The sequence below is a fragment of the Marinobacterium marisflavi genome (genome assembly GCF_982447095.1).
The window spans coordinates 1,587,762-1,600,697 of sequence record NZ_OZ457898.1; the positions used below are offsets into that span (position 1 = coordinate 1,587,762).

General features: G+C 48.6%; 12 protein-coding genes. 3 read left to right on the forward strand and 9 right to left on the reverse strand.

The features are described 5' to 3' along the window. Positions 1-48 precede the first annotated feature (48 nt). Positions 49-1,323, forward strand: coding sequence for a TolC family outer membrane protein (locus AC1WNR_RS07840; RefSeq protein ID WP_481643957.1), 1,275 nt, complete (start codon positions 49-51; stop codon positions 1,321-1,323). Positions 1,324-2,361: 1,038 nt separating this feature from the next. Here AC1WNR_RS07840 and AC1WNR_RS07845 read toward each other — a convergent pair. From AC1WNR_RS07845 to AC1WNR_RS07865, 5 genes are all read right to left on the reverse strand, one after another. Next, on the reverse strand, positions 2,362-2,961 hold the full coding sequence (locus AC1WNR_RS07845) for a hypothetical protein (protein ID WP_173482836.1): 600 nt from the start codon (positions 2,959-2,961) through the stop codon (positions 2,362-2,364). Positions 2,962-3,203: 242 nt separating this feature from the next. Beyond that, entirely contained in the window at positions 3,204-4,172 is a 969-nt protein-coding gene (locus AC1WNR_RS07850; protein ID WP_173494980.1) for an IS5 family transposase, read from the reverse strand. Positions 4,173-4,267: 95 nt separating this feature from the next. Continuing rightward, the gene (locus AC1WNR_RS07855) at positions 4,268-7,306 is read right to left on the reverse strand and encodes an efflux RND transporter permease subunit (RefSeq protein ID WP_481643958.1); all 3,039 of its coding nucleotides are present in this window, start codon (positions 7,304-7,306) and stop codon (positions 4,268-4,270) included. Positions 7,307-7,310: 4 nt separating this feature from the next. After that, positions 7,311-8,390: an efflux RND transporter periplasmic adaptor subunit gene (locus tag AC1WNR_RS07860; RefSeq protein ID WP_173482839.1), complete on the reverse strand. Its 1,080-nt coding sequence runs from the start codon at positions 8,388-8,390 to the stop codon at positions 7,311-7,313. Between the two features lie 31 nt (positions 8,391-8,421). Continuing rightward, the gene (locus AC1WNR_RS07865; protein ID WP_173482840.1) at positions 8,422-8,676 is read right to left on the reverse strand and encodes a transposase; all 255 of its coding nucleotides are present in this window, start codon (positions 8,674-8,676) and stop codon (positions 8,422-8,424) included. Positions 8,677-9,032: 356 nt separating this feature from the next. Here AC1WNR_RS07865 and AC1WNR_RS07870 point away from each other — a divergent pair, with 356 nt between their 5' ends. After that, positions 9,033-9,326 carry a type II toxin-antitoxin system RelB/DinJ family antitoxin gene (locus AC1WNR_RS07870; RefSeq protein ID WP_173482841.1) on the forward strand — a complete coding sequence of 98 codons (294 nt, stop codon included), beginning with the start codon at positions 9,033-9,035 and terminating at the stop codon, positions 9,324-9,326. Beyond that, positions 9,319-9,606 carry a type II toxin-antitoxin system RelE/ParE family toxin gene (locus tag AC1WNR_RS07875; RefSeq protein ID WP_173482842.1) on the forward strand — a complete coding sequence of 96 codons (288 nt, stop codon included), beginning with the start codon at positions 9,319-9,321 and terminating at the stop codon, positions 9,604-9,606. The genes AC1WNR_RS07870 and AC1WNR_RS07875 overlap by 8 nt, the downstream gene beginning before the upstream one ends. Positions 9,607-9,669: 63 nt before the next feature. Here AC1WNR_RS07875 and AC1WNR_RS07880 read toward each other — a convergent pair whose 3' ends face one another. From AC1WNR_RS07880 to dcd, 4 genes are all read right to left on the reverse strand, one after another. Continuing rightward, the gene (locus AC1WNR_RS07880; protein WP_173482843.1) at positions 9,670-10,284 is read right to left on the reverse strand and encodes a tyrosine-type recombinase/integrase; all 615 of its coding nucleotides are present in this window, start codon (positions 10,282-10,284) and stop codon (positions 9,670-9,672) included. Positions 10,285-10,547: 263 nt separating this feature from the next. After that, on the reverse strand, positions 10,548-11,339 hold the full coding sequence (locus AC1WNR_RS07885) for a hypothetical protein (protein WP_481643959.1): 792 nt from the start codon (positions 11,337-11,339) through the stop codon (positions 10,548-10,550). A 312-nt stretch (positions 11,340-11,651) separates the two neighbouring features. Further along, positions 11,652-12,296, reverse strand: a complete 645-nt coding sequence (locus AC1WNR_RS07890; protein ID WP_481643960.1) for a hypothetical protein — start codon at positions 12,294-12,296, stop codon at positions 11,652-11,654. Positions 12,297-12,305: 9 nt separating this feature from the next. Next, entirely contained in the window at positions 12,306-12,872 is a 567-nt protein-coding gene (dcd, locus tag AC1WNR_RS07895) for a dCTP deaminase (protein ID WP_481643961.1), read from the reverse strand. Positions 12,873-12,936 lie beyond the last annotated feature (64 nt).

The following is a 12,936-nucleotide window of genomic DNA, read 5'->3' on the forward strand; positions in this document are numbered from 1 at the left end:
CGAATTACAACGCTGGCTCGTCCAAGAGCACGTAACAAAGGACCGTTCATGAGACTCTCATTGCGAAGCAAACTATCCACCGCCATCGCTACGCTGACACTCGCAAGTGCCGGCCAAGCAGGTATGTTAGCTGACCTTTACCAGCAAGCGCGCAACTACGATGCGCAGCTCCTCGCGGCGCAAGCACAATCAAATGCGGGTGGACTTGCAGCACAAATTGCAGCGAGTTACTTAAAGCCCACAGTGAGTCTGACGGGTAGCAGCAATAAGGCTAATGGCAGCGACCTCAGCAATGGCGCAACGCTCTCGCTTGAGCAGCCACTGTTTAACTTGCAGAGTGTCTACGGCTACGAGCAGGCTCAAACACTGACTGATCAGTCTAAACTCGGCCTCTCTTTGGCTGAACAAGGTCTGATTATTCGTGTGGTGAACGCTTATCTAGATATTCTGAGCGCACAGGCTACCCTAGAGGTCGCCGAGTCACGTGAGCGCGCTTTGTCCCGCCGGTTGGACCAAGTGAACGCACAGTTTGATGTTGGTCTGATTGCGATAACCGACGTATTGGAAGCACGCGCATCTTATGATGATGCCCGCGTCGGCCTGATCGAAGCTCAGGGCGCTCTGACAAACAGCTATGAAGCCATGGAACGCATCAGCGGAAGCGCGGTGAACGGTGTTGACCCGCTCAGCGAAGAGTACCCGATCGCAGGTCTATCGGTCAGCGATACCGAGCAGTGGGTTGCTAAGGCTCTGCAGGGCAATCTAGAACTTCAATCTGCGCAGCTCTCCGAGCAGGCTGCCAACCAGAACTTAGAGGTTAAGCGCGCCGCAGGGAAACCGACACTCTCCTTCTCCGCTTCGCTCACCACCGGTAACGATCAGTTCATGGCGCGCAGCTCAGACTCCAGCATCGGTCTGCGAATAAATATTCCGATCTACACGGGCGGGCGCACCGGCAGCGAAGAGCTTAAAGCGGCTTACGAAGCTGAACAGAAAGGCTATGACTACGACGACACACTGCGTGAGGTAACTCAAAATACCCGCTCACTGGTGCGTGATATCGAGACCTCAGTTGCATCGGTAGATGCCCGCCTAAAGAGCATAGAGTCGCGTGAAACAGCACTTGAAGCAACCGAACAGGGCTTCGAGGTGGGCACCCGCAATGTGGTCGATGTACTGGATGCCGAAAATGCCCTCTACGTGGCACGTCAGAACTACGTTGATTCTCGCCTGGGTCACATCAGATTACAGTTTGCGCTCAAACAAGCGATTGGCACTCTGGCACCAGACGACTTAGCGACTCTGGATAATTGGCTGAAGTAACAGGTTCTATTTGGCTAGCCTGATGCGCTGACTTCAAACGAAAAACCGAGCTGCAGGCCCGGTTTTTTTTGTCCAGAATCCAACCGTCGTAGATTCCCGCTATATGTGCGCATTGCGCGACGGCTTACGGCACACTCCGGACCCTAGCCTCAAAACGGTGAATAGTTGCAAAGTGTAAACAGCGACCCAAAGGCTACTGAAGAGAATCCTCAGAAGCGGACGTTAGCCAAACTAACGAACGTAGAGTGACAAGTGACTGCAAGTATCGGGATTAGTATTTAGCCTCTCGGAATTGAAGGCTGTGCTTTACCCTCTGGAACCGCGTGAACAAGTGAACCCAATAACTCTGTGAATGACTGCGCAATACCAGACATTAGCTTCCAATTTTCTCAGAGCTGATAAGCGCACATTGCAGCACTTACACGATCTGATAGATTTCCCTGAAGCCGACATTTGCAGAGAGATCCTATTCCTACTCTCATCTCAGGAAAACCCGAAGAATTCTGCCCTCAAACGGGAGGCTGCCTCAAACCCGGTCAACCATTGAACGACAGACCCAACGGTTTGGCGACACCTGCGGGTATTCTAGAACTGAGAATTACGGGAAGGCTGTAAAGCTTAGATTTTGACAAGAACACTGCACCAACACTCTCGCACTCTCGTTTGATGGCTTCGTTGTCATCATCACTCAAAATCACTACGAGCGGTATTTTCAGATCAAAGCGAATGAGTCTTGAACAGAACTCTATGGCCGTTTCGTCTATTAACCAGTAATCGACTACTAAAACTTCGGTATTTAAGTACCTCATCAACAGAGCAAACGCCTGTGATGCTCGCTCGCAGGCAGGCATGCGCTTTAAAGCCCGACATATTCAGTAAGTGCTCAATCATGGCACAACTCGTATCGTTTTTATCAAGTATCAAGACGGTGGTCATGCGGAAAGCCGAGCAAGGTTAAGCAATAGAATCATAGTAGTCGCAAACGTACCATTAAATCGTGTACTTTTTATGACTCCTAACCCATCAGGACAACCAAGACTAGTCGCGCCACTCCTGACGAATTCGCTTCAATTTCTCCTTCCATGCATCTGCATCGCCATACTCGAAAAAATTGTCAGAACGCTGATGCCAGCCTCTTGGACGTCTAGCGTGCTTTATCGGACACCAAAACTGCTCAGTTCTAGCGGTGATCTCGCGACCATAAGCCATTACCCCATTTCCGTAGCCACAATAAACGCAGTTTAACTTCTCGATCGTATTCAGGTATTGCAATAGGTGACGGTCGAACACAAAGTACTTCGCACGCTTCACGCGTGGTATTCCGTATAGTCGAAAGCAGATCTGTTGGTAGATGGTTAACGAAAGATCGAGCAATGCGATCGGGACGACCATGCCATAAATGATTGGTGCTGAGAGTATGTAACTTAATTTTGCTTCGCGAAGATATTGCCATGATCCAACTCGGTAACGACGCTGAAGGTCTGCAAAGGCCTCTTCAAACTTAACCTTACCTCGCTCAAAGGTGTAGTGAAATCGTTGTTTGTGCTCTTCGAGAAGCCGGTCGACCTCTTCCGAAACATCGTTTTCAGCTTTGCGAAGTCGTTCAAGCAGTTCGTCTAACCTTGAATCTTTTGCCACCAACAACGTCTCCTGTCATAAAAACCTGATTAGTTCTTTTTATCTAACACAACTCAGCATTTCGGCGCAAAGACCACAACAGAATGCCCCTTCAGTTGAGTGAGGCTAGGGAACCTACGATCAAGTATCCAGTTTTCGGTAATCAGATCTTTTAGCCACCATTTTCGCTGGATTTGAGCCAGAACTCCCCTAAATTTCACTGTCTGGAAGCTGATTGGCAGATTCCAGACGGATTTGCCCTGCTATCGAGCCCGTAACATCTGATCTACACGCACAATGTTCGCCAGAGTAAACAGCATCGCCAACTTACCATCATTCTTGTGTAGGCCTCGGTAGCGAGCTTTTACAAAACCAAACTGGCATTTGATGATCCGAAACGGATGTTCAACTTTAGCCCGTATGCTGGCTTTCAGATATTCAGTGCGGATCTTTTCTTTGTTTATCCTTGGGTGTTTTTTCCAGGCACGGATCTTCCCAGGCTGTTCAGCGACATGCCAGTCAGCCTTCCCAGATTTCAGACTTTCGCGCTTATGAGCACCGCGATAGCCAGAGTCTGCAAAGACAAACGATTCCTCGCCATGAAGAAGGGTATCGGCATGATTCAAATCGTGCTCGTTTGCCGATGTTGTTGTGAGGCTGTGAGTTAATCCAGTACGAGCGTCCACTCCAATATGCGCTTTGAGTCCAAAGTGCCATTGATTACCCTTCTTCGTTTGGTGCATCTCTGGATCACGATCTCTTGATTTATTCTTAGTTGATGTTGGAGCCTCGATAATTGTGGCGTCAACCAAGGTGCCTTCTTTCAGGAGAACTCCTGCTTCAACTAACCACTGGTTAACTTCGGCGAATAGCTTTCGTGCCAGACCCTTGCGCTCCAGCAAATGTCGAAAGTTCATAATCGTAGTATGGTCAGGAATCGTCTTATCTAGCGATAGTCCTGAAAACTGGCGCATAGAGGCTATCTCATAGAGGACATCCTCCATGGCAGGATCGCTTAGGTTGTACCAATGTTGCATGCAATGGATCCGCAGCATCGTCGATAGCGGATAGGGTCTGCGACTATTGCCAGCTTTAGGATAGTGCGGCTCTATGATCGATTCCAAACGAGCCCATGGAATCAACTTATCCATTCGCCCTAAAAAGACCTCTTTCCGAGTCTTGCGGCGTTTTTGATTGAACTCGCTATCAGCAAAGGTGAGTTGGTGATCCATTGGATGATCCGATCAGGAGAAAGACGTGGATTCTCTCAGGCAGTAGGACTTATTCGCAACATCCATAGCTGTATACCCAACGTAAACACCAACCATTATTTTCGGTAACTCACCCGATAGAAAATACTGTAAAACACAGGTACTGCTATCAATGTCAGTACTGTAGCGAACGCTAGTCCCCCCATTATCGTTACCGACATATCCGCAAAAAACGCATCAGACAGCAATGGCGCCATACCCAAAATAGTGGTTATTGCTGCTAACGCTACAGGTCGTAACCTTGATGCACTTGCCGTTAGAATGGCAGTATTCGGCGCGCGTCCTTCAGCGATTTGCAGATCTATCTCTTCTAACAGCACGATGGCGTTTTTGATCAACATGCCAAATAAGCTCAAGAAACCTAGCAAGGACATAAAGCCAAACGGCATATCAGTAGCAAGCAGCCCGCTAACAACACCAACAGCTGCCATCGGCACGATTAACCAAATAATCAATGGCTGTCGTACTCGACCAAACAACAACACTGAAATCAGTAGCATGACCAAAAAGCCAACCGGAAGACCAGTACCCAACGCTTGTTGAGCATCTCGAGAGGACTCGTATTCGCCGCCCCACTCCAGTGAATACCCATCTGGTAATGGAATCGCCTCAATGCGCGGTTGAATACGTGTAAATGCCTTTCCTGCGGTTTCATTAAAACCCGGCTCTGCCAACACTGTTATCGTTCTTAATCGATTACGACGGTGAATTTGCGTTTCTTCGTTAACCAGTTCTAGCCCCTCTGACACTTGATAGAAGGGTATATATTCTCGCTGGCCTGAGCTCCATACCTGGCTATTCTCTATTGCATCGACCTCTGGCACATTGAGTCCTGCCATTTTTGCACGAATAGAGTAGCTGTAGTCACCGTCTTGTAAACGCCCCAGCTCAACACCAATAGATGCATATTGAATGGCTTGAGTAAAATCTGTGCGCGAAACACCTGCAATCCCAGCATTAAACGCATCGAAATGCGCATTCAGCGCCATTCCTTTTTCTCGCCAGTTATGACGAATATCGCGGATCTGCCCATCTTGCAACATGACGGCTTCGGCCTTAGCAGCCAACTCTCTTAGCACCTCAGTGTTAGGGCCTGAAAAACGAGCGGCTATCTTAGCGCCGCCACCCGGTCCAAATTGCATCCGCTCGGTATAAAAATGCGCATCCAAATCAACATTAGGCAAACGAGCAGATAAGTCCTCTATTAAAGCGTCAATCTGATCACGTGACTCCATCCTGACGAGGAAGAAACCGTAGCTTTCATTGGGCTGCTGCGGACCATAAGTAAGTGTAAAACGATCAGCACCACGACCAATGAAACTAGTTACCGACACAACATGTTCACTGTTAAGAATTAGAGATTCAGCTTTTGCCACAATATCTGCAGTTTGTCTTATGTCCTGAGATTGTGGGCCCCAGTAATGTACAAAAAACAGTGGTGCATTGGATGCTGGGAAGAAGCCTTGCTTAACCATACCAAAGCCGGCATAAGCCACCAAAGTAATCGCCAGCAGTACTGCAACGGTGATCCAACGTAATTTCAGCGCTGCCGTGAGCACCTTTAAATACCCTGTATATACGATGCCATTACTGGTATCAGACTCTTCTTCAGTGCCTACTTTGTAGAAGTACTTACCAAATAACGGCACAACGGTCGCCGCAAGCACCCAGCTTAGTAGCAAAGAAACCATAACAACGGCAAACAATGAATACAAAAACTCACCTGTTGCATCATCTGACAATCCGATGCCGGAGAACGCCGCAATGCCGATAACCGTAGCGCCAAGCAATGGCCACTGAGTACGCTTGACGATAAAGCTAGCAGCTTCAATCGCAGACTTACCCTGACGCATACGTAGCATCATACCTTCTGCCACTACAATCGCATTGTCGACTAACATGCCCATGGCGATAACCATTGCGCCTAATGAAATCCGCTCAAGCTGCAAACCCATTAACCACATCAGCAACACGGTGCCCATAACTGTAATAAGTAATACAGAACCCACTACCATGCCGCTACGCCAACCCATAAATGCCATTAAGGTGAGTGTTACCACAGTAACTGACAAAATGAGGTTGTTAATAAAACCTTGTACCGATTCGTCTACCAGTGCAGCTTGATCATATATGGGGGCCAATGTGATACCGGCCGGCAGTTCACTGAGTAATTGCTCAACTTTGGCGTTTACACGCTCACCAACTTCTACAATATTGACATCATTCAAAGCTGACACGGCCAACGTAATCGCTTCATGTCCTTGGTATCGGATCAGCACCGGTTGAATGTCGAGAGGCTCAAAACGCAATTCAGCGACATCTCGAATTTTAATAGAACGGCTGGTACCAGGGACTACCAAAGACAAGTTATATATCTCATCTAATCGATCGACCGGATTTTCGACCAACAAGCGCACTTTTTGCCCTTCAACCTGAATACGTCCGCCATTAAACGGTTTTAGGTTGTCAGCCAATAGATTGGTCAAGTCAGGAAAAGAAATGCCAAAACCGGCCAACTCAAACGGGTTAATATAGGCAACTAGCTGTTCTTGACGCACGCCACTTACCTGAACCTTCGCAACCCCTTCAGTCACTAACAGTTCTCGCCTGATTATGCGAGCAAACTCACGCAATTCATTTGGCGAGAACTCTGACGCACTTAGCGCGTAATACATGCCATAAACATCGCCAAAATCATCATACACATTGGGGGTTTGCGCACCGACCGGTAGGTTCTTCTCGACATCACGTAGGCGTTTCCTCAATTCATCCCAGATCTGCGGAAGCACATCCGAATCGAAAGTAGACTTCACCTCTACAGTGATTTCCGATACCCCTGGTTTAGAAATTGCCTCCAATTGATGCAATTGCGACATTTGCTGAATCGCGATTTCGAGTGGCTCGGTGATTTCATGCTCAACCTTTTCCGCACTGGCTCCCGGAAATTGCGTTACCACTTGGACTTGTTTGATGGTAAATGCGGGGTCTTCCAAGCGCCCAATTGAGCCGAGTGCAAATATCCCTCCCACTAACAAAACCAAAATCATTAGCCAGACATTAACCGGATTTTTAATAGAGTAGCGCGCGATATCCATGCGATTACTCCGCCATGTAGGGTTTTACAATCAGACCATCGCGCATTTTGGCGCCACCTGCAGCAACTACACGCTCACCTAGCGCTATTTCACCATTCACTAATGCGTAACTTCCCTCAATCTGCAGCACATTGATGTTCACGCGGTTAACTGTGGAATCTGCATCGTTATAACGCCACACATGAAATCCTTCGGTATCGTTGCCCTGAAGCGCCGTAAATGGAACTAATACGCCGGTATCAACTGTTTTATTGCCTAATGTCACTTTAACAACTGCTCTTGCTCCGGGTGTTAAGCTGCTATCGCGTCCATCGGCTGCAAACACCACCTTATATGTTTGCGTTATTGGATCAGGTTGCGTAGCGTGTTCAACATATTGCAGCACATATTGCTTGTGCGGAGCAGAAACAATGCTCGCACTCGCCTCAACGGGAGAGCCTTTTTGATAGCTGCTGAGTAAACGTTCCGGTACATTAATATTGAAATAAAAGCGCGATACATCTTGTACTTTAGCGACGGTTTCACCCGCGCGGACATAGCTATTATTTTCAACAATGCGCTCAGATACCTGTGCATCAAAAGGTGCCGTTAAAGTTGTATAACTCAGATCTTGTTGTGCCTTATCACGAGCGATAACCGCTAGCTCCCAAGCAGTTTTAGCATCGTCTAATTGAGCTTGAGACGACAACCCTTTCTCAAACGTAGACGTAGTTCGAGCTAAATCTCTTTTCGCTTGATCCAATCGCGCTGTGGTTTCACGTAATCGCTGTTCAAACGGCGTTGGATCGATTTGAGCTAAAATTTCACCTTGCTTGACAATAGTGCCCGTCAGCAGGTTCTCTTTAATTAATCTTCCCGAAACTTCAAAGCTCACTTCTAATGTTTTAACCGCTGACACTTCGGCGGGGAAGGCGCGTTCGGTTTGATTTGGATTACTGATCGTTTCAACCAGTTTGACTGCTTGCACCTGGGCTTGCTCAACCTCTGCCTTAGGTGCATCACTGCAGGCAGACAGCACCAGTAATGACGCCGAAAGCGCTAACGCAACGACTCCCTTGCATTTTGGTAAATATTGAAAACTCATTTTTGTTCCATTGCTTGTATCGCGTTATGTCTCATATCAAGTTGTGTAAATGGGTCTTATTTTCATCCCATAACATTCTGTGGCATCTGAATTTAACCAATCGTTCGCAAAGCACATTTATAGCTTGACCATCATCATCTTGTTGAAACTCTTTGACCCAGCGACCAATGATTTGCTGACTCACATCCAACATTCTGGCCACTTCTGTTCGTGTGTGACCTTGTTCTAGCACCAAGCTCACAGCATCCAATTTAAATTCTTTCGTATACCGCTTTCTTCCGGTCATTTACTTTCTCCAGCTAAGGTTTAATTATATACTTAACTGGACTGAAATTAGATCTCTCTGTTGGATTGGTTAAAGAATAATCCTCAGAAAATTCAATATTTTTCTGGATTTAAACGTCTGCTTCTAGGAATATTAGATATTTCTTAAGGACCGCTATGGGCCAGCACTCGTCGCTAAAGGGCTGGCTTTTATCGTCTGCTGAAGAGGTGGCGCCGTGGATTCTAACTGCACTACTTGAGCAAGAACTTCGCCGGACTATCTTCACGTCCAAATCGAAATCTAACTGATAGACCTCCGCGAGGTTGCGAGTATCTCAATTGAGATACATAATACTGTTACTACTTGGAGGATCAGTTATGGCTCACTCATCAATGTTACACGTTCGCGTCGACGACCAGCTGAAAACCGAAGCAACTGAAACTCTAGCTAACTTCGGATTGACCGTTTCCGACGCGGTAAGGATTTTGCTCACCAGAATTACTAAAGAAGGCGGCTTGCCAGCTGGGCTCACCTCAGATCCTGAAGCTCACGATGCCTGGTTTCGAGAAAAAGTGAATGAAGCTCTGCAAGATAATCGTCCTACCGTTGCCCATAAGGACGTAATGGATGAGGTTCAAGCAATGATCGACAGGAAACGTCGCGGTGCCTGAACTTGAATGGCTAGAGCCTGCCCGTGCCGATCTACTGTCGATAATCGAATACATTGCAGATGATAATCCTGATGCGGCCCAACGTGTAAAGGATGACATTGAATACAAAGTAACAAGATTACAAGACTTCCCCAGAATGGGGCGGCCTGGGCGGGTAGAAGGCACCCGAGAGTTAGTCATCTGGACAAATCATGTAGTCGTCTACGACGAAAACGCGATCTCTGTACGGATTCTGCGGGTATTGCACACCGCACAGCAATGGCCACCTTCTACCGAGTAATTTGTAGCTGACCAACGGTAACCCACTGCAGCTAAAAGGCCACTTTATTGAAGACGGATCTTTTTACACGTCAGTCTGCTCAGCTAAAACTAACGCATCGTCCAGCTCTACGCCCAGGTACCGCACAGTACTATCCAACTTGGAGTGTCCCAAAAGAAGCTGCACAGCACGCAGATCATGAGTCCGGCGGTAAATCAGCGTGGGCTTTGTTCTTCGCATTGTATGCGTCCCATAATCGCAGGGATCGAGTCCGACACTCGTGACCCACTTATCGACGATTCGTGCGTATTGGCGCGTAGAGATGGGCCGACCGCGGCTAATCCTACTCGGAAATAGAAAGTCATTACTGCCTAACCCTTTCTCATCGATCCATACACGAAGAGATTTACGCGTCTCCTCAGTGATCTCGAATTGCACCGGCCGCCCCGTTTTCTTTTGAACGACAATGGCTCTGCGCTGGATGGTGTTTCCGTGGCTAATATCCTTCACCCTCAGCCCGACCAAATCACAGCCTCTGAGCTTACTGTCTATCGCCAAGTTGAACATCGCCAAATCGCGGGTCTGTCCTGCGAGCTCAAGACGGATACGGATTCCCCATATCTCTTTAAGCTTCAGTGGGCGTTTCTGTCCGAGTAGTTTGCCTTTATTCCAGGGTACATTCTGATTTTCTTCACTCATTATTTTATCCTCGTAAGTATCACGAAGAAGTATTGATGAGCATTTCACCCCTTGCTGGCGAACGAGATCAAAGGTCTGCTTTTGGGTGATTTGAATCAGTGAAACAATGCGTTTTTACTGAGCTGCAACTCAATCTCGAGAGAGTACTTAGGTCCGGTTTGGGTCGGCATCTGCCGATCGAGGCTTTCTCTGAGAGAGTCACAGAACAGGTGTGTCGCGTCATTCGACCGGGTTGAATAACCCTCCTACACGCGCCATTTTAATCAGTGAACTGTGGGATTATCGTCTTCGTTATCTTCGATGATCGGGTGCCCACTGCTATCGAAGCCCAGCGCACCCATCGACATCGCACGATCAACCAGCTGCTGTACCAGCATCTCAGTCAGATGAGCACTGATAATCATGCCCGCCGGCGGATCGCCCTCAAACAGTTCAGGATCGACCAGGCTATCATCACGCAGTCCTAGCAGCAGAGGGTTCTCTGCGATAAGCGGGGCGAGGTCATCGGGCGAGAAGATCGCATGATCGGAAGCAACCAGAAGAGCCAACTGATAAGCGTCATGCGTACCCGTTTCCAATTGCTTCTCATACGCTGCTTCGGCAACGGCAAAAAGTTCAGAGAGTCTGGAGCGGCCTTTAGGGGGCACAAATTCTCCACTAGTTTGCGAGTAATCCACGCCGCTGATTGGCCTCACAAGGTCGAGCTCGTGCGCTTCAATCTGCGCAGCCCCCTCCTCGTCAACCGTTAACCAATCACGATTAACTGCCACAGCAATGAGCCCCTCGACACAGGCCACAATAAGGTTAGCTGAGAGAATCGCACCGACGCTTGGGTTGGCTACCTCTCTGGGATCCTCTATCAGTTCTGAGGCGCGTGCAGCGAGGAGCTTTGGGTCTTCCAGCAAGAGCTCGACAAGCTCTTTAGCCGGCAACGCTAGCTTCTTGTTGGCGACACGATGAGCCGTCATGTAAGGATAGGTGTGCCCGTTTGCCTCCATCTCATGAAGGTATTCAAGACGAACCGAATCAAGGAGTTTTGCTAGTTTTTTACTCATTTGCTATTGTTTCCGATAGATGCGCTTAGCTTAGCGCACCTGGGCGCTGTGACACCAATGCTAAATTACCGCGTTAAACGCTGGTAAGTCACACAGATGGCAACAGTAGGTAATTGGGTGTTGGCCGATCAACGTTGAATGAAACAGTCGAAACCGGGGGAGGTTTGACATGGATCTTTCAATCGATCAGAGCGATCAGGATGAGAACGTCTACGTTCTCTCCGGTAATTAAGCTTAGAGTCTAAAAGGACTTAGCGGGCATCCCGATGATGCCCTGCCAATAAACCTAGCCACAGGCACAGGTTGCTCTTCTTAGTGAAGCTGAATACCCAGCGGCTTCACCTGGGCCTTCATCGCGTCAAATTCAGCGCGCAGCCCAGAGAGTGGTATCAGTCCATAGTCCAGCGGTTCAACCGGCAGGTCGAACCAGTCAAGGGCCCAGATTCGGGTCATGATTTCGTATTCGCCTAGCAACGCATCCAGCAGAATCATCGCAGCCTCTACGCGCGGGTCCATCTCCAGCACCTGGGGTGCGTCTTCGAGGTAGATTGCTAACTCTAAACGTCCCTTGATGTTGCGCAGCGAACACCAGAACTCGTCGATACTGATCAGCTCACCGCCCAGATTGACCATATGAGGCACCGGATCAAAGCGCTCGTTAAACGCCCGCACCTTCACGCCGGAGATCTTTGGTGCGGAGTCAACCAATGAAAGTACGGTGTGGATTGACTCTGGGTAACCGTCACAACCAAAGACTAGGTCTACCGCACCCTCTTCCGACTGACGCTCGACATTAAGCGTCAAGTTATTATCGATCTCTGCCAGACGCTGACGGTAGGGACTAAGTAGTCGTTCACCGTGCTCCGGCAGTTCATGCGGCTGAGTGGTTTTGAGCTGTTCGACTGTCTGCTCAAGCTGAGACCAGAACTCATCAAGAAGTTGTGCAGTAAGAATCATCGACACCTCTTAAGTCCGCGGAACCGTGACGCCGGTCTGACCCTGGTACTTACCACCACGATCGGCATAGGAGGTTTCACACACTTGATCACCACCGATAAATAGCATCTGCGCAACACCTTCGTTGGCGTAGATCTTCGCTGGCAGCGGCGTGGTGTTAGAGAACTCAAGGGTCACATGGCCTTCCCACTCAGGCTCGAGCGGAGTCACATTTACGATGATACCGCAGCGCGCGTAGGTACTCTTACCCAGGCAGATCGTCAGCACATCACGCGGAATACGGAAGTACTCTACGGTACGCGCCAGCGCAAAAGAGTTTGGCGGAATAATGCAGACATCCGACTTAATATCCACGAAGCTCGCTTCAGAGAACTCTTTGGGATCAACCACAGCTGAGTTGATATTGGTAAATACCTTGAACTCGTCAGCACAGCGCACGTCATAGCCGTAGCTTGAGGTGCCGTAAGAGACAATTGGTGAGCCGTTAACAGCGCGTACCTGACCCGCCTCAAACGGCTCGATCATTCCTTGCTCCTGCGACATCTGACGAATCCAGCTATCTGCCTTTATACCCATTAATAGAACCCTTTGAGTAAAAACCCACTCGTGAAAACAGCGGCGAATACTAACAGAAAAGCGA

Excerpts from the sequence above, each read along its gene's own strand:
- AC1WNR_RS07840 (WP_481643957.1), top strand. The coding sequence starts at position 49 with ATGAGACTCTCATTGCGAAGCAAACTATCCACCGCCATCGCTACGCTG.
- AC1WNR_RS07850 (WP_173494980.1), bottom strand. The coding sequence starts at position 4,172 with ATGGATCACCAACTCACCTTTGCTGATAGCGAGTTCAATCAAAAACGC.
- AC1WNR_RS07855 (WP_481643958.1), bottom strand. The coding sequence starts at position 7,306 with ATGGATATCGCGCGCTACTCTATTAAAAATCCGGTTAATGTCTGGCTA.
- AC1WNR_RS07860 (WP_173482839.1), bottom strand. The coding sequence starts at position 8,390 with ATGAGTTTTCAATATTTACCAAAATGCAAGGGAGTCGTTGCGTTAGCG.
- AC1WNR_RS07865 (WP_173482840.1), bottom strand. The coding sequence starts at position 8,676 with ATGACCGGAAGAAAGCGGTATACGAAAGAATTTAAATTGGATGCTGTG.
- AC1WNR_RS07870 (WP_173482841.1), top strand. The coding sequence starts at position 9,033 with ATGGCTCACTCATCAATGTTACACGTTCGCGTCGACGACCAGCTGAAA.
- AC1WNR_RS07880 (WP_173482843.1), bottom strand. The coding sequence starts at position 10,284 with ATGAGTGAAGAAAATCAGAATGTACCCTGGAATAAAGGCAAACTACTC.
- AC1WNR_RS07885 (WP_481643959.1), bottom strand. The coding sequence starts at position 11,339 with ATGAGTAAAAAACTAGCAAAACTCCTTGATTCGGTTCGTCTTGAATAC.
- AC1WNR_RS07890 (WP_481643960.1), bottom strand. The coding sequence starts at position 12,296 with ATGATTCTTACTGCACAACTTCTTGATGAGTTCTGGTCTCAGCTTGAG.
- dcd (WP_481643961.1), bottom strand. The coding sequence starts at position 12,872 with ATGGGTATAAAGGCAGATAGCTGGATTCGTCAGATGTCGCAGGAGCAA.